Here is a 20,714-nt window from a genome sequence, read left to right as displayed (position 1 = left end):
ACTCTGCCATTGTAGCATTATTTTAATAATTGTGCTGTTTTTTTAATGAATTTTTTTCATTTATTAAGAATTTATTAACAACTATACGCTACTTTGCTCTAAAAGTTCCCTTGCGTGGGACAATGTTTGCTCTGTAATCGTTAGTCCGCCTAGCATGCGAGCGATTTCATTCACTTTCTCATTTGGACTGAGAGCTGCTATTGTTGTGTAAGTTTGGCTTTGATCGCTTTTCTTCTCAACTTTAAAATGATGGTGCGCCGATGCAGCCACTTGAGCTTGATGGGTAACACAAAATAGTTGCAATCGATCACCTAGCTTACGTAACATTTGCCCTACTAATGCTGCTGTAGACCCGCCTATTCCAACATCCACTTCATCAAACAGCAGGGTAGGGGTTGAGCCTTTTTGAGCAGTGATCATCTGAATGGCTAAACTAATTCTTGAAAGCTCTCCACCTGATGCTATTTTACTGAGTGAGTCAGGCACCATTCCAGGATTGGTACATACTTTATATTCTACTTTGTCATAACCATGAACGTGCATTTTATCCAAAGGAGACAAATCAACCTGAATCCAACCTTTTGGCATCCCTAATTGTTGTATCGATTGAGTAATGTCTTGAGCTAATTTTTTTGCATGCAACTGCCTAGACTCTCTTAACTCTTGGGCAGCTTCATCATATTCTTTATTCAATTTAGCCATTTGTAATTGTAAATGAGCTAATTTACTCTCTAAATGTTGTAAGGTCTCTAACTCTTCTTGCAAAGACTGCTGATGATTTACAAGTTGACTACTGTCTAGGTGATATTTTCTAGCCAAATGATGTATGGCGCTCATTCTTTCTTCTACTTGATGTAAACGCTCTGGATCAAGCTGGATTCGATCTGCAAATTGTCTAAGTTCATCAATGGATTCTTCACATTGAATCAGAGCGGAGTTAATTAACTCATGACAGTTTTTAATCGACGGGTGATCTTGCGGTAGCTGTTGCAGGAGTTGAGTAATTTGGTTCAATCCAGAACAAATATTGCCCTGATCATCCCCATTTAGAAGGTTTGAAATGCGTTCGCCATATTCCAAATATTCTTTTGCATGATGCAGTAACTGGTGTTCTTGATGCAATTGCTCTGCTTCACCCTCTTGAAGATCAAGAGTACTTAATTCGTCAATTTGAAATTGCAGTAACTTGATTCGATCAGCTTGTTGCTCTTGGTTTTCTAACGTGTTTATCTCATTTTGAATTTGCTGGCATTGTTTATAGAGTGTTTTAACCTTATCTAAAAGTTGATCATGATTAGCAAATCGATCAAGTTGTTCTCTGTGAGTGGCATGCAACAGTAATGTTTGGTGTTGGTGTTGACCATGAATATGGACCAACTTTTCACTTAATTCTTTAATTTTTTGCAAAGGGAAAGGTTGGCCATTAATATAGGATTTTGATCGCCCTTCGGGATAAATAATACGCCTTAAATAAATTTCGCCCTCTTCACAAGGGATATCATGTTCAGCAAGCCAGAGAGCTGGTTCAGAGGAGTTCTCAAAATAAAATCCTGCGGTAATATCACACTTTTCAGCACCAGGACGAATGACCGAGCTGTCTGCTCTTCCACCTAAGGCAAGCATCAAGGCATCGATCATAATTGATTTCCCTGCCCCGGTTTCGCCGGTAAAGGCAGTCATCCCTTGTTTAAAATCAAGTTCTAGTTGTTTCACAATGGCGAAGTGTTCGATGCGCAATGTCGTGAGCATGATTTATCCCTGATGTTTTGTTTCCCAGCCAAGTTTACTCCGTAGAGTTTCATAATAATGGTAATCAAGGGGATGCAGCAATCTTAATTGGCTTCCATTCTTATGAATGGAAACCTTTTGTCCTGGCTTGACCATTTTGGACTCATGACCGTCACAGCTTACTCTTAAATCGGTATCATTAAACTCACTAATGTGTAACTCAATTTTCGATTCACCATCAATGACTAATGGGCGTGAACTAAGGCTATGAGAAAACATGGGGACTAAAACAATGGCATTTAGGTGTGGGTGCATGATTGGACCACCAGCAGACAGTGCATAAGCAGTGGATCCTGTTGGAGTTGAAAGTATCATACCATCTGAACGATAATGACTGACTAATTGGTGATTAATATAGACATCGAACTCAACAAGGTGAGTATCGCTTCCTTTGCCTAAGACCACGTCGTTCAGTGCGTCACTTTCAAAATACGTGTGATCACCATCAGAAATACGAGCATGTAACAAGAAGCGTTTCTCTTCTTCATATTCTCCATGCAAAACAGGGCCTAAATGAGTTTCAATATCCTGAGGTAAGATGTCTGTTAAAAACCCAAGACGCCCTCTGTTGATTCCTATAACAGGGACATTGACTTGTATGGCCATGCGTGAGGCTGAAAGTAAACTTCCATCACCGCCAATCACGATGATCAAATCACTTTTATCCCCCATCTTTTCTCTAGGTATGACTGGTATATCGATATCAAACCAGGCTGATGTTTCCTGATCTTGAACAATTTCAATGTTTAGTGTCTTCAAATAATCAAGCAATCGGTGCAAGCTTTCACTTACACCTAAGTTTGCTCGGTGTTGACGAGCATATAAAATGGCTCGTTTAAATTGTTGTTTTTTCATTTTTTCTTATTCTTCACTGGAGGCAGCTCGTGACGCTTTCTTTCTCTCATGCTCCTTTAATGCTTTTTTGCGTAAACGAATAGAAAGAGGTGTCACCTCAACTAATTCATCATCATCTATAAATTCTAACGCTTGTTCAAGTGAAAATTTAACTGGAGGAGTCAAAATAATATTTTCATCTGAACCGGATGCCCGAATATTCGTTAATTGCTTTTCTTTGGTGACATTCACGACCAAGTCATTGTCTCTGGCGTGAATACCTACAAGCATGCCTTCATAACAAACGGATTGGTGTTCTACAAATAATCTGCCACGTTCCTGGAGATTAAAGAGAGCAAAGGCTCTTGCTACACCGGCGCAATTGGCGATTAACACGCCATTGATTCGTTTTCCAAGACGGCCTTTGAAGAAGGGGCCATAATGTTCAAACACGTGATACATCAATCCTGTTCCAGAGGTGCAAGATAAAAACTCGGTGTGGAAGCCAATTAATCCCCGTGTTGGAATGATGTAGTCTAAACGCACTCGACCTTTTCCATCGGGCACCATGTTTTGGAGTTCCCCACGGCGTTCACCTAGTTTTTCCATGATAGTACCTTGATTGGATTCTTCAACATCGACAGTCAGACGTTCATAAGGTTCTTGTTGTTCACCATCTACTTCACGAATAATCACTTCAGGTTTGCTGATTGCGAGTTCGTATCCCTCGCGGCGCATGGTCTCGATGAGAATCGACAAATGCAATTCACCACGTCCAGATACTTTGAATTTATCGGGGTCATCGCAATCTTCTACTTTTAAGGCGACATTATGAAGTAGTTCTGTATTTAGGCGTTCACGAATTTTTCGTGAAGTGACAAATTTGCCTTCTTGGCCAGCTAATGGTGAGTCATTGACTTGGAATGTCATGCTGATGGTTGGCTCATCAACCATCAGAGCAGGTAGAGCTTCAACCTGATTCGGATCACAAATTGTGTCTGAGATATTCAAGTTTTCTATCCCTGTAATTGCAACAATATCCCCTGCTCCTGCTTCTTCTACCTCAACGCGTTCCAGTCCCTTAAATCCCAGCAATTGCAATAATCGACCACTACGCATGTTGCCATCTTTATCAATTATTTTAACCGGAGATTTGGCTTTTATTTGCCCTCTGGTAATACGACCGATGCCAATGGTTCCAACATAAGACGAATAATCCAGCGAACTGATTTGCATTTGGAAAGGTCCATTGGAGTCAACATCGGGGGGTGAAACCTTTTCCACTATCGTCTGCAACAATGGAACCATGTCTGTTGAGTCGTCTTCTAAATTGAGTTTGGCATAACCATTTAAAGCTGAAGCGTAGACTACTGGGAAATCCAGTTGAGTGTCATTTGCCCCTAAATTATCAAATAAATCAAATACTTGCTCCATAACCCAGTCAGGTCTTGCTCCTGGTCGGTCAATTTTATTGATGACGACAATCGGGTTTAAACCTCGTGCAAAGGCTTTTTGGGTGACAAAACGGGTCTGTGGCATAGGGCCATCAACGGCATCCACCAACAACAGGACGCTGTCGACCATGGATAGAATTCGTTCAACCTCCCCGCCGAAATCAGCATGTCCGGGGGTATCAACGATATTAATTTGGTAACCGTTCCAATACACGCAGGTGTTTTTTGCCAGAATGGTTATTCCACGCTCCTTTTCAAGGGCATTGGAGTCCATAACTCGTTCTACTTTAGGTGCTCTTTCATTAAGAGTACCTGTTTGTTGTAAGAGCTTATCTACTAGTGTTGTTTTGCCATGGTCAACGTGAGCAATGATGGCAATATTGCGAATTTTATCAATCATAAAAAACCTTTCATTGGGGATTTGGAGAATATAGCGGATGTTTGTTCAAAGATTTTAAATTATACACGAAATGCTCGATAAAGCCCAGTGCGCGATAAGTGTTATTAAGATCTTGAAGTAGCATTTGCCTTTCACTAGAATGGAGCTGATTTTATTAAAAGGATTTAATATGCTTCGATTTAAATGGATTCAGATAATCTGTTTGTGGCTGTTTATGCTACCTTCCTTCGCTTCAATACCCTTTTCAAATGAAAGTTGTGATTCTACTCCAGAAAAACCGTGTATCGTTCTTGACAGCAAAACCAAATTTTCACCCATTCTATGGTTTAGAGACGCTGAATTCATAGCTCATTCTTATCCAGGAAATATAGAAGGTATTCATCGTTTAAATGTTTCGGGGAGTGAAGAACCTAGTGAAAAAGGTTGGGCCTTTATCGCCAATTACATCAAGGAGCACGTGACAAATCCGGAAAGAAAGGTCATTGTTTTAGATCTGCGCCAAGAGAGTCATGGTTATTTGAATGGAAGAGCGATAACCTTAGTGAGCTCATACAATTGGATCAATTTAGAGAAGAACAATGAGCAAAGCTTAAAAGATCAATCAAATTGGTTAAATGGTTTAAAAGAAAAGAAAAAGGTGAATGGTATTTTGACGGTAAGCCAATACAGAGCAAAGGATTTCTCGCACGGGCGCTCTATGGCTGTTGGTGTTGTTCATGATGAGAATTACTACGTCAAGCGAATGGGGTTTGACTATCGTCGGCTCTACATAACCGATCATCGAGCTCCTTTAGATTCAGAGGTAGATGCCTTTATTTCCATCGTCAAAAGTAACCCAGAAGACACTTGGTATCATGTTCATTGCCGTGGAGGCAAGGGAAGAACAACCACCATTTTTGCTCTTTTTGATATGCTAAAAAATGCAGATAAAGTGAGTTTTGAAGACATAATAGCCAGACAAGCTTCTATATCTCCATTTTATAATCTCATGGTCATTGATAGAACCGTTCCAGAGCTTTCTCAGTACTATGCGGAGAGAGTTGAATTTTTAACCCATTTTTATGACTATGCTCGCGAGTCTCTACAAGGGTATAAAGGAACATGGTCAGAGTGGAAATCAATCCACAACTTAACGGCTAATAGTGAGGTTAATTAATCCAAATGGTTAAAATGACTGCTTGGATTTACAGATGAGTGATGATGTTGCTCATTATCAAGAATTCTAGAGGCGGCTTGATGGTAAAGTTGTTTGACTTCTTTTTTGAAATTGATTGATCTGCCAAATAAATTATAAATCGAATGTTGATTTTTAAGGAGTAGCTTATAGTCTTCGCCTTTTTTGAAGGCTATACGATGTCTATACAACTCATCTAGGCTGTCTATTTCCGCCAATTTTTGTTGTAAATTCTTCAAAATAGAGTGTTTAGAGGGATTTCGTTTTTCTTGTTTTATTAACTTGACTGAAAGCAGAGCGTTGTCAGATGGGCTTGAAACAGTTGAATCATCTACAAGAGATGTCATAGCTCCTCGAGATCGATGAGTACTCTCAGGAATTTGCTCCTTCGACGTGTTTGAAATCAATGGTTTGTGAGGGATTTGAGATGGAGCGTGGTTGAATTGTACAAAATGGATTGCGTACATGACGTAGAGATGAAAATTGTTAGGGATTTTTTGATAGAAATCACTTTCTTTGCCAGACCATGGTGTATGATCAGAGAGTTTTTTTAATAAATCCCAAAGTGCATTAATATCAAGATATTGATATAAAAATTCGATTAATCGGGCCGTTTCTAGCTTTCTGCCTTCAATGTGTTGCAATTGGATTGACAGTTGAAAAATAGCTTTCGCCCGTTCTTCATTTAAGCCCTCAATTGAAGGGTAACTGTTGTATTCTATAGCTTTTAAATGTTGTAGTTCTAAGGATCTTAACTCAGGTATTTCATAGCGGTATTTAAAGTAGTCATTGTCGCCCCTTTTAAATAAAAGGGACACATTGAAATCTGACAAGTACATATCACTCTTTTCTTCATCAAGCTTAGACGCATGAATTGCACAAATAAAAATGATGTCCAGTAAGTGTTTAAATTTTTCCTTACCTTTAAATAATTCATGGGCAGGATGGCTTAGGATAAATAGTTCTTGATTTAACTCAAATTTTGAAGCATCAGCACTAAGTCGGCGGTCCAGTTGTTCCGCACATAATAATGCAAAAGTACATTCTTGAGTTGGATTGCAGAGAATCAAAATAGCTTGAATAAATGCAAATAGATTAGAACTATCCATCAAATCAAGTTCTACGAGCGATGTTCTAGAATCAGGTGTTGTCGAGTTGGGCTGATTAACGGGGTATTTGTCCAACAACTTCTTTGAGGGGGAGGTATAAGCAGCAACCACATTGTGTATCAGTGTTTCCCATAAGGAATTTGGTGGGCGTATCTTATCAAAGACTTTTCTGGTCAAAGAATCCCATTGCCTAGCCATCCGCATATCCCATATAACGTTGAATATCAACTGTAACAGGACTTACGAAAAACCCCAATCGCTTTGTTAAAAGAAATTTTTAATTCGGTCATTTAGCCCAAACTCCCTCATTAAAAAGTTCTTTTGTCTCGACCTTGGGGTTTCTAGTAAGCATTTCAAGCATCAAGTGCTCCACATAAAATAGATAACTTCAAACAATCAACCCTTCATCCGCCCTTCGGAACCTTTCTCCACATTCCTGGGGCGAAGGGGAAATTGAAGGGAGTTATTTAGAAGTCCTGTGTAATAGAATTTTATGGATTAATCAAACTATTGGTATTTAATTTGCTAGACTAATAGTAAGAAGTAAAAAAGGGGATAGATTATGGAGCAATTAATTTTACATCCCACTGACATTAGCCAATGGCATGCTTTGGTTAATGAAGCGCAAGCCTCAACAAGGCTTGTTCTTAATGAAAATACTGAAAGCTACTTAGTATTTTTACTCATGCGCTTTTCTCAAGGTACAAAATTAATTGAATCGGTTGTGGCTTTGGACTTTCTCGAGTCCATGCACAAACCACGTCAATTACAGGTTGAATTATTACGTGATGTCGGTGACAAAAGTTTGTTGTTTTGTGGGCTATTTCCCGGAATGGCTAGAAGACGCCATGTGAGCTTAAGTTATTTTTCTGACATGGGTCAAGCTGCTTATTTGACAGTTGGGGAGATGCATGACAGAAAAATGGCAGATCTCTATTTTCAATTAAGTGCACAATTTGTTACTTTACAACAAATTTTGCAAGCCATGAGAGGGGAATATCATTTGTTTAGCGAAGTCAAAACAGGGGTTCTATCAAACCCAGATTTGACGATGCAATAATTTATCCCTTTTTATTGTGAAATAACATTGCAACATCAATCGAATCATAGGTGTACTTTTGATTGCAAAAATCGCAGTTGATCTCAAGGGCCCCCTTCTCTTGGAGAATCTCTTGGGCTTCTTGCTCACCAAGAACAGTGATAACTTGCTTAATCTTTTCAGGATTGCATCGGCATTGGAAACGAATAGGTCGACTGTTGAACATCCTGATTTCCGTTTCATTATAAAGTCTATACAGTAATGTATTGTTATCAATAGTGAGTAGTTCGTTTTCAGTGACCGTTTGGCCAAGTTGAACCGCATATTCCCAAAATTGTTCGCGATGCTGAGTATCTTGGCCAGGCATTAGTTGCAATATCATTCCTGCTGCAGAGGCTTCATTCACTGCCAGCCAAACACGAGTAGCAATTTGTTCTGACTGAGCAAAATAGGTCATTAGATTTTCGCTCATGGACGTAGACTGTATAGGAATCAAACTTTGATAAGCTTGGGTCTGATTATCTTGAGAAATGGTGATGACCATTTTCCCCTGTAGAAAAGCAGTTGCATAATCAATAATTTCAAGGTTTTCTTTAAATTTTGCAAAACCTCGTATATTGAGTTCATGGTCACATTGAACCAGTAATAATGAAAGCCGTTCATCCCCTTGAAACTGCAAGCTTAAGCTTCCCTGAAATTTAATGCTACTGGCCATCAACAAACAGGAAACAAGAGCTTCGCCCAATAAGTTTTTTACAATTGGCGGGTACTCTCGTTGGTTAATGATGGTTTGATAAGCGTTTTCAATATGAACAACTTCTCCGCGAATACTTGCTTGCTCAAATATAAAACGTTGTAGGGTATCTGCTTCTTTCATGGACTACTCAGACTACAAAAGTGACTATTCTATCACAAGTTAAGCAGATGAAAATTTTTTCTAAAATTTTCTGGCAAAATCGTCACTGTGAACTATCCTTTAAAAACCCCTCACAAAAAACCTAGGAGTCTTTATGAATAATAAAAGTCTATTGTCACCTCTTTTTAAGAAAATTGACAAATTATTGTTCGGAATTGAAGAAATCAATGAAATTGAAAAAGATCCTTCAGAATTTATTGATTGCGATAATGAAGAAGAATTTGATGTGCAACGTTCTGTAAATTAAATCTTGCCTATTCAAATCTTGCTAAGCGATAATGCTCATTTCTTGAGCGAGAATTAAGTATGTTAAATACCCAACAAAAGGCTGCAGTAAACTATATTGACGGCCCTTTGTTGGTTCTTGCTGGTGCTGGAAGCGGAAAAACTCGAGTCATCACCCAAAAAATTGCATATCTGATTGAAACCTGTGCTTATCAAGCCAGCTCCATTTGTGCAGTTACGTTTACCAACAAAGCTGCCAATGAAATGAAAGCACGAATTTCAGCCGTTGTACCAGCTCAGAAACGTCGAGGGCTAAAAGTAGCGACTTTTCATACTTTGGGTCTTAGCATCATAAAACGACATGTCGATTTATGTGGTTTGAAACCAGGATTCTCAATTTTTGACAGCGAAGATTGCTTGCAGCTGCTGCGAGGATTTTTACCTGTCAATAAAGCCACTGACAAAGAATTTGTTTACAAAGTACAACAGCAAATCTCTCGTTGGAAAAATGATTTGCTATCCCCTGAATCAGTCCTAAATCATTTGGATGGTCCACCAATTTGTGAAGAGGCTGTTGTGCTTTACCCTCGTTACCAACAAGCATTAAAGGCCTACAATGCAGTGGATTTTGATGATTTAATTCGTTTGCCAGTCGATTTGCTGAACTCCAATTTAGACGTTTTGAATTTCTGGCAAAATAAAATACGACATTTATTGGTTGATGAGTACCAGGATTCAAACACCAGTCAGTATGAACTTCTTAAACAGTTAGCTGGAATAAGAGCTCAATTTACCGTTGTTGGTGATGATGATCAGTCCATCTATGCATGGAGAGGAGCCAAACCGGAAAACTTAGCGCAGTTGCAAAAAGATTATCCACGGTTGAAAGTGATCAAATTGGAGCAAAACTATCGTTCCACCAGCCGCATCTTGCAGTCAGCAAACCATTTGATTGCTAACAATCAACATTTATTTGAGAAACGCCTATGGAGTGAGTTGGGCTATGGGGAAATGTTGAGGGTTATTCGCTGCAAAGATGAACAGGATGAAGCGGAGCAGGTTATTGCTGATCTGATCAGTCATAAGTTAAGAGCTAGAACCAACTACAATGACTATGCCATTTTGTACAGGGGCAACCATCAGTCCAGAGTTTTTGAAAAAGTATTAAGACATTATGGAATTCCCTACCAAATTAGCGGAGGGCAGTCCTGGTTTAGTAAATTAGAAGTGCGTGATGTATTTGCTTATTTAAAATTGCTTTGTAATGAAGCCGACGATGCCGCTTTTTTAAGAGCCATAACAACCCCTAAAAGGGGCATAGGTGATTCCACACTAGATTCATTGGGTCAGTATGTGCAGGATAAAGGAATAAGTCTTTATCATGGAGCAGATCATCTTGCGCTTTCAGAGCACGTGTCTGAAAATCCACGAATGGCATTGCAGAAATTTAAATCATGGTTAGAAGGCATTAAAAGCCGACTTCACACGGGAAACTTGCAGGAGCACTTAAGACAAATGGTTGATGAGTCAGGCTATGAAGGCCATATTTATGAGCAAACTGATTCACCTGCTAAAGCACAAAAGCGTATGGAAAATGTATGGGAGTTGTTGGATTGGGTGGTTCGTTTACATGAAAAAGAGCCAGAACAAACCTTAGCAGACGTTGTCAATAAATTGATTCTTATCGATATTCTGGAGCAGTCAGAGGATGCAACAATGGACTCCGTTCAGTTGATGACTTTGCATGCTTCAAAGGGCTTGGAATTTCCATACGTATATTTGGTGGGAATGGAAGAGGAGTTATTACCGCATCGAGTAAGCATTGATGAGGAACAAATCGAAGAAGAAAGGCGTTTAGCTTATGTAGGGATTACTCGGGCACAAAAAGGACTATGCTTTACTCTGGCCAAGCAACGAAGAAAAGGGGGTGAGATCCAAGATTGCATCCCGAGTCGTTTTCTCGATGAGTTGCCACAAGACAGTCTGGAGTGGTTTGGAAAAGGCACAGAGCGAAATGAAGAGCAATCTAAACAACTCGCAAAATCTCACTTGGCAGGATTAAAAAGCTTATTAAGTTGATTCATCCTGTTGTCAGCAGACCGAACGATTTGAATTTCCCTTATTTGTTGGCTAAAATTTAAACATAGTTCGCTTGGGCCCTTGAAAAGACATGAACAAAGGCTGAACTTATTTTTTCGCAATGGAATGATTGAATGCTCAGGATGGCAAATTGAGAGAATGATGCCTAAATGAGAACGATTGAGCTGTTGATTACCCGTGAAATAAAACACAATGGGCTTGCAGTATGTTTAAAACCTACTAATACGTTTGTTTTAACGCCTACGTTAACGCATGAAATTAGGACTCTACAAAACCGTATTGCTGAGCAATACCTTACCAATCCTTGGGATGGGGTTTTATACGTTGTGTGGTATTTGAGTGCCAATAATCAAAGAGCTTGGAGGGGGCTGGACTTTGAATTTATTGTAAAATGCTTGATAAAAAATCAGGAAAAGCACATTGAGCACTATTTGCAGGAGTTGTTCGATCTGCTCTATCTTAATTACATATCTCTGGGGTTGCCACTCCTTAATTGCTCAATTGTAAACCATAAACTCATGGGTATTTCACAAGAATTCTTTTTACTGAACCAAATCAATTTTTTTAAGCGACACAATCCCAACTCCACCAATTCAATCATTGAGCCTCTTGATTTTGATAAAACCTTTAAAAAGTATGCGTTCCCTCGATTTATTTATGAGCATTCTCGTGTGTATGGTTTCAATTCCTGCAATTTAAATGCGATGCGAGATACCTTGAAGCACATTCACCTCAACCCATTGGATGAGTCGCAATTAAAATCGATTAAAGAGATTTTTGATGGAATCAGAGATGAAACACAACATGGAATCTATGAGCTGGCGGTCAAAAAACTGAAGGTCATCAAGCGAATGGCGGATATTCAAGTTAAAAATCAAGTCATTTATACACCAAATCAGGAATCCTCAGCGGCTTAGAGGGGGTTCGATGGAGTAATTATGAAACGTATATTCATTAGGGCAGTCAAACCCAGCAAAATGAGTGAAGAACAAAAGACCGAGTACGTTGAATTTCACCAACACTATTTGTTACTGGATGAAAAGGCAATACTAGACTACGTCTCTCCAAGAGATGTTGTGTTGATGTATTATGACAAAGTATCCAAAAAACTTGTTGCAACGGTTGGTGTGCAAGTGATTCATTTCAAAAAAGAATCATTAATTTATTTTGGAAACGTCGTCGTTGACCCTGACTATAAACACGCGGGCTGCATATCACACGCTTCAGCTAAATACGTGTTGAGATTGTTTTTATTTCATCCCATGAAGCAAAAATATTGTTGCGGATTAGCATCAAGTTCTGGTGCACTGGAGTATTCGCTAAAGCACAGACCAGCTTGGCCAAACCCAGATGAGACAACGCCCCCAGAAATTACGCAATTGATCCTACGAACCTTAGATAAGCTAAATATGGATAGGTATCGTATTGAACATGGAAATGTGATTGTTAATAACCTATCGGACAAAATCAACGGGAAATTTCATTTGAGGGAACAACCCAAGAGCGCGGCCGATTCATTTTTTCATGCCATAAACCCTGGGGCAGAAAAAGGAGAGCAAATCTTTTTTTTAAATCCTTTTACCTTACGAAATGCGGTTGATTTAGCGGTTCATGGTTTGCATAGCCAATTAATAAAAAGCCCAAAGCTTTATCATAAAATTATTAAATATAAAACGGAGAAACCATTTTTTACCATTCTTCTATTAGCACTTGCAGTATTTAGGATTAAGTTCTAAGGTAAAAATAGGTGGCTGGCCTCTCTTATTTTAAATCACCTTTTAGGGACATTCTTGAGCCTTTTTAATCAGAACAATTATCGTTGTTTAAAATTAACGATTCAGTCGAAAGCCTCTGTGAGCGGATTTGACTTTGGTGTTTAGCATAGCCCAAACGACCTATAAATACAGTTCGCTCTGATAAGCCAACTGTTGAAAACAATCGGATTAACTTTTCTATTTTTTTTATAATTCGCTTGTTTTTAGTTATTTCCACATGATTCCTAATGTAGTAGGAAATTAGTATAGGGGTATAGCTTGGCTGCATGACTAAATTTAATTTAGTTAAATAAAGCCATATTCTTTGTATTTGCATTCCTGTTAAAATGAGTTCGTCATAGTTCATGAAATCAATAGGTTTTTTTGCATTGACAACTATAAATCCAGATGAATTTTGACCTGGAACATAGTCAAGCTCAATACTTGCTATGTAAGCACCTCCAAGAAAGTTATTAATAAAATATAAAGCATGCCAATTGTTTAAAAAGAGCTTCATGATTTGCGTGGTAAACCAACTTAATCCTACGGTTTTAATGGGGATGCCTGCAGAGGGATTATCATCGTATTTGATGACTTCAGAGTGAGTTCGGTGTGTTTGTTCTATAAGCAATCGGATTTGAGTGGCCAACATATTGATTTTGATCATTTGTCTCATTTGCGATTTCTCGGTAATAAATGAAATCTCATAATCATCAAACTGATTGGTTTTGATTTTATTGAGAGTAGCTTCTGACAGGCTCTTTCTTAAATATGAAAATCGATTTACTGATCTATGAATCAAGAAATCTTCCAAATTATCAGTATCTTCGGGTTCACCTTCGATCAGTTTGATATTTACTTTCAAGGGAACTACATGTTTTTCAGATTCCCAGACCGCGGAATATCTGAATTTTTTTGCAGCTAATAGGATCGATTCGATGAGACACCCAGCAGAAATAACGGTAGGTCTGCCATCAAAATCATAAAAATCATTTTCCAAGCTGTTTTTAATAATGACATTAAACTCTGTATCGGTTACTAATTCAAACCGCCAAGGTTGAGAGTTGTCACCACTTGGAGCCCATTTGGCTAAAGAGATAATTTTTTTTATCAGGGTACTGTTTTGAACATCATTTTGATGGGTGTTTTTAGTAGTTTGATTAAGAATGCGTTTGACGACCATTTTTTTAAGTTGTTGTATAGGACCCTGGATGCCAAAATACAAGCGTCCAATTTTGTGTTTGCCACGATAGGCGTCAAATTGATGGTAGTATGGCGCCGGAAGAACTTTCCCTCTATTAAGCAACACTTTTAAGGCTTCGACTACAGCTATCCCACTGGAAAGCATGCAAGCCATGATTGTAGAAGGGCCTTTTTGGTTGGCTAGGTCCACTTTAGATTTATCAACCAGGTATTTCAAATGATAGGCGTTCGGCGTAAGTCCAATAATAAAATTTACTATTTTGTCTATTCTAGGATTCTCTTTCCATTGGAAGTACTCTCTAAAGCTCATGCCATCTGGTGAAAAAATAATACAGCTGGCTCCCATTCCAATTGGCGCCGCTGTAATGGCTGTAATTTTCATTTTTTCCGCGGTGTTAAAAATCAATTCTCTTGTTTCTACAGCAAAAAAATCCATGCCATCGAGATATAGATCAGCTTCCTTCAGAAAATTATCGATGTTTGCTGCATTAATTTCGTCAAAGATCTCAATATTAACATTCGGATTTATCTCCTTTGCAAGCTTAAACAAAACGTCACTTTTACTCTTTCCAATAGAAGATATTGTTGCTCCTACTTGGCGGTTAAAGTTTACCAATTCGAATTGATCTGGATCAGAGATTTTAAAGTTTTGTATTCCTAACCTACAGCAGGTTAGCAGGTGAAATCCGCCGACACCACCTAATCCTGCTATTGCAACTGTTTTATCTCTAAGAGCTAATTGCTCTAGATCGTTTACCCATCCTAGATTTCGGGAAAAAGCTTCATTAAAATCGAAATATTCCATGAAGTTGTTATTCCTTATATACCGCTCCAATATGTTCTGAGCCTATAGGTTGAATGGAATTAATGAGCACTAGTACAATTATAGGCTATTGTATCATTTTTGTGACATTCATTTAGGCGATCCAGCCTGTTTAAAATGATAAAAAAATTTGGTCATTTCTTTAAGTATGATCCAATTCAATGTGCCCATTGAGTTAACACAAATCTTAATTACACAGTCTGAGGCCCAGAAAAAACACGCTCAGGCAATTCTTCAATGAATGTTTGCGTTTCTGTATTTTCATTCCCTAGGGAGAACATTCGATGCGCATTATAAACCTTATCATTTCTAGCTTCCTTAAACGTTTGTGACAGAGGTTTTGCACGACTGGGATTGAGGACGTCCTCTTTTAATTGATTCAGATGAGCTGACTTGGATGCAGCGGCTTCTTTGCCAATGAGTACTCCATCCAAGTGTTTTCTTTGGTATTTTTCGATGAGTGAGACCGTGTGTTCTACTTGCCACTCTTGAGATGGACGTTTTGATGTTGCTTTCAGCTCGACGTGATGCTCTATTGGATTGCCTCTTTGTTTATTCCAAGCATCCGTGTACGTTATTGCTTTGCTGCTAAAGCAGCAATCCCACAGAGCGGCTAATGCATACACTGGAGCGGCTATTGTTTTGATTGCCCACGTCGGAATATCCATGTTGTGGTTATGGCCAGACTCAGGGTCCAAGCGCTCTTTAAGAAGCTTATTAAAATCATCTTGGTGGTGCTGATGATCGTGTCCATGCTCATGTTGATGATCACTATGCTCCTCTTCATCGTGATTGTGATCATGGCCAAAAAAGTAGTGAGCGTCCTCAAAGCCTTCACTGATAATAGCAACTAAGGCTGCTAAAATTTGTGGCACCCCTGGCATGCGGTCAGCAGTGACAGCAATACTTAATAAGTGACCCAAAAAGAGTACGATACGTAATGGCGTTACCGTGAGCTTTAAAATAATTCTGAATGGGTTGAAAATTTGCGCCCAGTTTTCATCTTCACGCAGTTTACTGAACCAATTTCCAAGACGAGTCAATAAACCAGGTTGTTTTTGCTTTTCTGCGTGGTCACTGTTTGTTGCATCATCAACCATTTGTAACGACTCAGCTGAATTTTGAACATTAAAAAATATTGCTGAAACCCCTGTAATAATAGGATTTATAACACCCATGATGAAACTGGGCATATTTTTCATCCAATCAAACAAAGGGCGGGCATTCGTTGCTATCGTCCACCATGTTCCTGCTGTACAAATCGTTAATGCTAAAGCCAAGCTCACTAAAAGAACGGCCGTAGCACCCAGGAACAGATTACGCAGGGTAATGCCTTTTTTGAAATCATCGCGGAGCTTTTTGTACCACTTCATGACCGTATCGTTATTGATCATGTCAGTAATGGTATTGTAAGTGAGCATTCCATAAGCAGCACCAGCGACTACCGCCATGGGTAAAATAATAACAGGCCAAAAGGCGAAGGGAATTGCAGCAAAAAAAGGAATAACGGTAAATGCTTCTACAATCAGGTAAGTGGTACCCAATCCCATGAAAAGCCCTGCGGTAACACTAAAACCTCGAACTAAATTGAATTGCAAACGGCGTTTTTCAAGGCGTTCATTCCATTCTGCTTGTTCATGGGCAGCCAACCATCTTTGCAGTTCTTCAGCGTACGCAGTTTGTTTTTTTGTTGAGTTTTGTTTATCTAAAAACAGCTGCTGAGCAAACCATTTCTCCATGTCAGAAAGCGTTTTTTCAACTTGCTTTTTCTTTTTCTTACTCGACGCATCCAGTTCTTTGTGACCAAACTGAGCGAGCAATTTAAGTTGTGCTTGATAATCTTTAAAGAATTGCGGGCAGTTTTCTTCTTTAGTGTCTGGGAAATGACCTAGTAAATAGTCTTTGGCCAAATGATTTTCTAGATAATTAAACTTAAAAAGTTTATTAAGAGCTCCTTTGATGTTTTGTAAATAGATTTCTCCTTCATAACCTACAGAAAGTGCAAATGCACCAAAAGCAAGTGGTAGCAAGGGCATTAATGCATACATTCCACTAAAGCTTAAAAAACCAAGAATGAGGCTAGCGCCTACTGTTAAAAGGATCACAGAGATGTAATAAGGAAGCTTTTTGGGCTTAAAGGGTATATTTTTTACGTTCATTGTAGTATATTTGCTCATCAAAGGTATGCATCACTTTATACTAAATGAAAATGATTATCAATAGCATTTGCGTGAAAGTGGTTTAATACCGAAGTCCAGAAAAAGTTTGTTTGCAGGATAGCATACATAGGGTACTATCATCGTAATTTTAATTACTTAGGAGAGTATATGCGATTTAATCAATGGATGACCTGCATTAGTTCAGGTTTAATGCTAGCAAGTAATTCAATTTTTGCTGCCCCCCAAGCTATTCATGAACAATTGCAAGTACCGCAGTGCTTGGCTGCTAAAATCACTCTCCCTCATACCGTGTTGGCAGAAGATAAGCAATTTAAAGTGATTGATGTTTTATCGTCAGATGTTCAGGAATTGCATCTATTGGCAGATCAAGTTGATTGTGGTCACTTTATTAATATTTCTCAAAAAATTCATGCCAGTGAATTCACTAAGAAACAAGAAGAAGCAACACAGTTATTAAAAATCAAACAAATAAAATCGATATTACCTGCAAAGGCTTCTGCAGATGCTTATGAAATCAAACATCAAGATGAAGTCAATGCTGCTTTAAAAGAAGTTGTTGCAGACAATATTTGGCAAAACCTAACTCATCTAACCTCTTATCAAAATCGTTCTTCAACAAAAGAGACTGGAGTTGAAGCAGCCAACTGGCTTAAAGCAAAATTTGAATCCATGGCTACTGAATACGGTAGAACAGATACCAATGCCTTTTTTGTTAAAACAGGTTGGTATAAGCAACCTTCGTTAGTCACCGTCATTGGTAAAGACATTAAAGCGCCTGCGATTGTGATTGGTGCTCACATGGACACCCTGGACGGCCGTATGCCAGGTGCTGGTGATGATGGTAGTGGTACAGTGACCATCATGGAAGCTGCAAGAGTTTTATTGTCATCTAAAACCACTCTAAAACGTCCAGTGTATATCATTTGGTACGCCGCTGAGGAACGAGGTTTGGTGGGTTCACAATACGTAGTCACGCACTTTGTTGAGCAATCAATCCCGGTTAAGGCTGTGATTCAATTTGATATGACAGGTTATCGTGTTGATCCAAAAGATCCAACCATGTGGGTATTTAAAGATTACACCGACAAAAATTTAAGCAACTATGTTGCTAAACTGATTGATACTTATGTTCATGTTCCTGTGGATTATTCACGGTGTGGCTATGGTTGTAGTGATCATGCTTCTTGGACTGAAGAGGGTTTCGCCTCTGCATTCCCCTGTGAGAGCAACTTTGAAGACCACAACCCATACATCCATACTTCATCAGACACCATGTCTTTATTAAGTCTTGAGCACATGACTAATTTTACAAAATTAGCGATTGCTTTTGTTATTGAACTGGCTTCTGAATAAGTCTGATTTCTTATTCCTGTTGATTAACCCGGATGGCTACGAGGTAGGCATCCGGGTTTTTATCTGGGGTTTAGATTCTGAGCCCCATACAAACAATAGAATCTAGGCCAGGCTCGGTTTAAAAACGCCCAGGATAGTCAAATGCCACAGTCAGTTGGCATCACGACCAAGTCACGAATGCAAATACGTTGTGGAAGATTCCAACAAAACAGAATGATATCTGCAAGTTCTTCTGCCTGAATAAAGGTTGGATTACCAAGGCGCTCACAATATTCCTCAAAACTTATTCCCATGTTTTCATGGATATTTGTTTTTATTAAACCTGGAGCAATATTCATAATACGAACATTGTTTTTGGCCTCTGCCATTTGCAAGGATTCAGCCATTGAGCGAACTGCATGTTTTGCAGCATGGTACATAACCGCTTGAGGATAAGGCTTTCTGTCTCCGATGGAGCTAATATTAATGATAGTTCCTGATTTTCTAGCGGCCATCGCAGGCAAAACACACTTAATCCCATTAACAACCCCTTTAATCAAAACATCCATCTCGTAATGTGTTTTCTCAATGTCAATATCGCGAAACTCCCCAACAGTTAAGGATCCGGCATTATTAATGATGCATTCAGCTTCCCCGAAGCGCTCTTCTGCTTCTTTGATTGCAGACTGTAAAGCTGAAAAATCGGTCACATCCAGTTTCTTATAGATGTTTTTTTCATGATTTAATTCTGGAAAAGACTCCATATTCCGCGAAATGAGTAAACAGGGATAGTCTTGTTGTGAAAATTTAAAAGCCAACGCACGGCCAATGCCGTGACTTGCACCTGTAATAATAATGAGCGGCTTATTAGGCATTTTGAATATCCTTCGGAGGTAATTCTAGTAATATAATTTGAGGTGTTCTATGTGTGCAAGAGAAAATCGGTAAGATTAAACTTCCCCAAAATAATTCCATTCATGGGCCCTTTGCATCGTCATTCGATGTCACCGAAGATTGGATGGGCAGCCTACAATTGCACATTGTTTAACCTTGTAGTATAATTAGGCCTCATTTGCAACCTCAAGATGATGTCACCATGCACTCCTTTTGGACAACCAACATTCTTGGCTCGTTTTATACTCAGGCTCGATTCCCGAGTCATAAGATCATACCTAATACATACCTTCTCTAGACGTTGGCTTGAACCCAACACCCTATTGTTTTTTTTACTATTAATACAAAACGCTTTTTTATCCGACTGACGGCTTTTGGTCATGTCTTTTCGTAAGCCTGCCACAAAGTCTGCCCCTAAGATCATTGGCGTTTTGGAATAACCAGAAGGTATAACGAAATGGCTACAAATGAAGAAATCCAATCGATAAAAAATAACTTAATGCAGCGTATTGAAACGTGTCGGACTCAAGGAACGCACAGCCTTCACTTATCATTCCTCTACCTCCATCTACTAAGCATGGATGATTTGCTGGTAGCACTGCAGAGCATTCCATGTAACGTCAACTCCTTGTTTTTGTGCGGGAATGACCTTTATAAGTTCGGTGCAAAAAACATTCAAACCATACTGCAGAGCATACCAGAGAATGTAAAAAAGATTTATTTAGGCTACAACCAACTGAATATTCTCGGAGTTGAAGGCATAAAAACAGTACAGCAGAGCCTTCATCCGAGTGTTGCACTTGATTTGATGACTGGCAATGACCTTCATCAACTCCGTGATTTTAAGCAACTCGACGTTAACGTTCTAATGGGCCCCATACGAGGTGCTCGAATCAGGGATTCACAGTTGGCTGCCAAAGATCTAATATTCGAACTGAAGCATATTCCACTGGATATCACCACCCTGGATTTGAGCAACAGAAATCTTCATGAGTTCGACCTCGTTGACTTAGCAAAGGCCCTGGCAACAATGCCAAGCCATGTCACTTACGTTGATCTAAGCAACAATGGTCTTTTTATCAACAAAACTCCCAAAGAAATTGCTGACTTTAAGCAAAATTTAGACAAAAAAAGTCATCGCTTTCATTTAGCGGGTAATGATGAGTCTAACCAGAACTCTAAAAATCAATTTGGATTTTTCAACCATCAATCGAAATCAACAATTGAGGAGGTAAAAGAACTCCAATTATCTGAATCAACGTCAGTCAATCCGAAGTCACCTGACTCTCCGTCTCGAAACTAACGTTATGCGGCCGCGCGGAAAACTCGGTGTCGAGTCCGCACGGTCTTTACTTCATGCCCGAATTAAGCTGGCTTCGCTCGCCAATTGTTGTAGTTACTGAATGGTTCTGGATGTATGTCCTGAGAACGTAGTCCTACTGTGCAAGACAGTATTCAAAATAATTAAGCTGTTCTATTTTATGGACTT

16 protein-coding genes are annotated in these 20,714 nt (G+C 39.1%); 8 read left to right on the top strand and 8 right to left on the bottom strand.

What is annotated here, in order from left to right; translation table 11 throughout:
• Positions 1 to 81: 81 nt before the first annotated feature.
• From recN to typA, 3 genes are read right to left on the bottom strand one after another with little or no spacing between them, the layout of a single operon-like run.
• A complete protein-coding gene (gene recN / locus Lwal_RS10175) occupies positions 82 to 1,749 on the bottom strand; it encodes a DNA repair protein RecN (RefSeq protein WP_058480692.1) in 1,668 nt (555 codons plus the stop codon).
• A gap of 3 nt (positions 1,750 to 1,752) precedes the next feature.
• Complete coding sequence (locus tag Lwal_RS10170) at positions 1,753 to 2,643, bottom strand: NAD(+) kinase (RefSeq protein ID WP_058480691.1); 891 nt, start codon at positions 2,641 to 2,643, stop codon at positions 1,753 to 1,755.
• Positions 2,644 to 2,649: 6 nt separating this feature from the next.
• On the bottom strand, positions 2,650 to 4,476 hold the full coding sequence (typA, locus tag Lwal_RS10165) for a translational GTPase TypA (protein ID WP_058480690.1): 1,827 nt from the start codon (positions 4,474 to 4,476) through the stop codon (positions 2,650 to 2,652).
• A gap of 169 nt (positions 4,477 to 4,645) precedes the next feature.
• On the opposite strand from typA, the gene Lwal_RS10160 reads away from it, so the two are divergent.
• Positions 4,646 to 5,632, top strand: coding sequence for a phosphatase domain-containing protein (locus tag Lwal_RS10160; protein WP_058480995.1), 987 nt, complete (start codon positions 4,646 to 4,648; stop codon positions 5,630 to 5,632).
• Here the strand turns inward: Lwal_RS10160 and Lwal_RS10155 are convergent.
• Positions 5,629 to 6,957 (bottom strand): hypothetical protein, encoded by a 1,329-nt coding sequence (locus Lwal_RS10155; protein WP_058480689.1) that lies wholly within the window; start codon positions 6,955 to 6,957, stop codon positions 5,629 to 5,631. The genes Lwal_RS10160 and Lwal_RS10155 overlap by 4 nt on opposite strands.
• A 364-nt stretch (positions 6,958 to 7,321) precedes the next feature.
• Between Lwal_RS10155 and Lwal_RS10150 the strand changes: the two genes are divergently transcribed.
• A complete protein-coding gene (locus Lwal_RS10150; protein ID WP_058480688.1) occupies positions 7,322 to 7,819 on the top strand; it encodes a hypothetical protein in 498 nt (165 codons plus the stop codon).
• A gap of 1 nt (position 7,820) precedes the next feature.
• Here the strand turns inward: Lwal_RS10150 and hslO are convergent, their stop codons facing one another.
• The gene (gene hslO / locus Lwal_RS10145; protein WP_058480687.1) at positions 7,821 to 8,675 is read right to left on the bottom strand and encodes an Hsp33 family molecular chaperone HslO; all 855 of its coding nucleotides are present in this window, start codon (positions 8,673 to 8,675) and stop codon (positions 7,821 to 7,823) included.
• A 133-nt stretch (positions 8,676 to 8,808) separates the two neighbouring features.
• On the opposite strand from hslO, the gene Lwal_RS17650 reads away from it, so the two are divergent.
• The 4 genes from Lwal_RS17650 (at position 8,809) to Lwal_RS10130 (ending at position 12,775) form a co-directional block, all read left to right on the top strand.
• On the top strand, positions 8,809 to 8,961 hold the full coding sequence (locus tag Lwal_RS17650) for a hypothetical protein (RefSeq protein WP_165481850.1): 153 nt from the start codon (positions 8,809 to 8,811) through the stop codon (positions 8,959 to 8,961).
• A 59-nt stretch (positions 8,962 to 9,020) separates the two neighbouring features.
• On the top strand, positions 9,021 to 11,018 hold the full coding sequence (locus tag Lwal_RS10140) for a UvrD-helicase domain-containing protein (RefSeq protein WP_058480686.1): 1,998 nt from the start codon (positions 9,021 to 9,023) through the stop codon (positions 11,016 to 11,018).
• 170 nt (positions 11,019 to 11,188) lie between these two features.
• A complete protein-coding gene (locus Lwal_RS10135) occupies positions 11,189 to 11,956 on the top strand; it encodes a hypothetical protein (protein ID WP_058480685.1) in 768 nt (255 codons plus the stop codon).
• Positions 11,957 to 11,977: 21 nt separating this feature from the next.
• Positions 11,978 to 12,775, top strand: a complete 798-nt coding sequence (locus Lwal_RS10130; RefSeq protein ID WP_058480684.1) for a hypothetical protein — start codon at positions 11,978 to 11,980, stop codon at positions 12,773 to 12,775.
• A 64-nt stretch (positions 12,776 to 12,839) separates the two neighbouring features.
• On the opposite strand, the gene Lwal_RS17565 is transcribed toward Lwal_RS10130, so the two are convergent.
• Together Lwal_RS17565 and Lwal_RS10120 are read right to left on the bottom strand one after the other, a co-directional pair.
• A complete protein-coding gene (locus tag Lwal_RS17565) occupies positions 12,840 to 14,801 on the bottom strand; it encodes a ThiF family adenylyltransferase (protein WP_065235668.1) in 1,962 nt (653 codons plus the stop codon).
• Between the two features lie 209 nt (positions 14,802 to 15,010).
• Positions 15,011 to 16,996 (bottom strand): hypothetical protein, encoded by a 1,986-nt coding sequence (locus Lwal_RS10120; protein ID WP_095197618.1) that lies wholly within the window; start codon positions 16,994 to 16,996, stop codon positions 15,011 to 15,013.
• A 150-nt stretch (positions 16,997 to 17,146) separates the two neighbouring features.
• Between Lwal_RS10120 and lapA the strand changes: the two genes are divergently transcribed.
• Positions 17,147 to 18,352: an aminopeptidase LapA gene (gene lapA, locus Lwal_RS10115; protein WP_058480682.1), complete on the top strand. Its 1,206-nt coding sequence runs from the start codon at positions 17,147 to 17,149 to the stop codon at positions 18,350 to 18,352.
• Between the two features lie 137 nt (positions 18,353 to 18,489).
• Here the strand turns inward: lapA and Lwal_RS10110 are convergent, their stop codons facing one another.
• Complete coding sequence (locus Lwal_RS10110; RefSeq protein ID WP_058480681.1) at positions 18,490 to 19,206, bottom strand: SDR family oxidoreductase; 717 nt, start codon at positions 19,204 to 19,206, stop codon at positions 18,490 to 18,492.
• 476 nt (positions 19,207 to 19,682) lie between these two features.
• Here Lwal_RS10110 and Lwal_RS10100 point away from each other — a divergent pair, with 476 nt between their 5' ends.
• Positions 19,683 to 20,528, top strand: a complete 846-nt coding sequence (locus Lwal_RS10100; RefSeq protein ID WP_058480679.1) for a leucine-rich repeat domain-containing protein — start codon at positions 19,683 to 19,685, stop codon at positions 20,526 to 20,528.
• Positions 20,529 to 20,714 lie beyond the last annotated feature (186 nt).

Origin of the sequence: Legionella waltersii (assembly GCF_001468085.1) — a bacterium.
In the GTDB taxonomy this organism is placed as follows: domain Bacteria; phylum Pseudomonadota; class Gammaproteobacteria; order Legionellales; family Legionellaceae; genus Legionella; species Legionella waltersii.
The sequence above is the reverse complement of the archived record's forward strand: the minus strand, read 5'-3'. Positions and strand labels throughout refer to the sequence as shown.

Bases quoted from the DNA above. Each gene is read 5' to 3' on its own strand.
- recN (WP_058480692.1), bottom strand. From the start codon at position 1,749: ATGCTCACGACATTGCGCATCGAACACTTCGCCATTGTGAAACAACTA.
- Lwal_RS10170 (WP_058480691.1), bottom strand. From the start codon at position 2,643: ATGAAAAAACAACAATTTAAACGAGCCATTTTATATGCTCGTCAACAC.
- typA (WP_058480690.1), bottom strand. From the start codon at position 4,476: ATGATTGATAAAATTCGCAATATTGCCATCATTGCTCACGTTGACCAT.
- Lwal_RS10160 (WP_058480995.1), top strand. From the start codon at position 4,646: ATGCTTCGATTTAAATGGATTCAGATAATCTGTTTGTGGCTGTTTATG.
- Lwal_RS10155 (WP_058480689.1), bottom strand. From the start codon at position 6,957: ATGGCTAGGCAATGGGATTCTTTGACCAGAAAAGTCTTTGATAAGATA.
- Lwal_RS10150 (WP_058480688.1), top strand. From the start codon at position 7,322: ATGGAGCAATTAATTTTACATCCCACTGACATTAGCCAATGGCATGCT.
- hslO (WP_058480687.1), bottom strand. From the start codon at position 8,675: ATGAAAGAAGCAGATACCCTACAACGTTTTATATTTGAGCAAGCAAGT.
- Lwal_RS17650 (WP_165481850.1), top strand. From the start codon at position 8,809: ATGAATAATAAAAGTCTATTGTCACCTCTTTTTAAGAAAATTGACAAA.
- Lwal_RS10140 (WP_058480686.1), top strand. From the start codon at position 9,021: ATGTTAAATACCCAACAAAAGGCTGCAGTAAACTATATTGACGGCCCT.
- Lwal_RS10135 (WP_058480685.1), top strand. From the start codon at position 11,189: ATGAGAACGATTGAGCTGTTGATTACCCGTGAAATAAAACACAATGGG.
- Lwal_RS10130 (WP_058480684.1), top strand. From the start codon at position 11,978: ATGAAACGTATATTCATTAGGGCAGTCAAACCCAGCAAAATGAGTGAA.
- Lwal_RS17565 (WP_065235668.1), bottom strand. From the start codon at position 14,801: ATGGAATATTTCGATTTTAATGAAGCTTTTTCCCGAAATCTAGGATGG.
- Lwal_RS10120 (WP_095197618.1), bottom strand. From the start codon at position 16,996: ATGAGCAAATATACTACAATGAACGTAAAAAATATACCCTTTAAGCCC.
- lapA (WP_058480682.1), top strand. From the start codon at position 17,147: ATGCGATTTAATCAATGGATGACCTGCATTAGTTCAGGTTTAATGCTA.
- Lwal_RS10110 (WP_058480681.1), bottom strand. From the start codon at position 19,206: ATGCCTAATAAGCCGCTCATTATTATTACAGGTGCAAGTCACGGCATT.
- Lwal_RS10100 (WP_058480679.1), top strand. From the start codon at position 19,683: ATGGCTACAAATGAAGAAATCCAATCGATAAAAAATAACTTAATGCAG.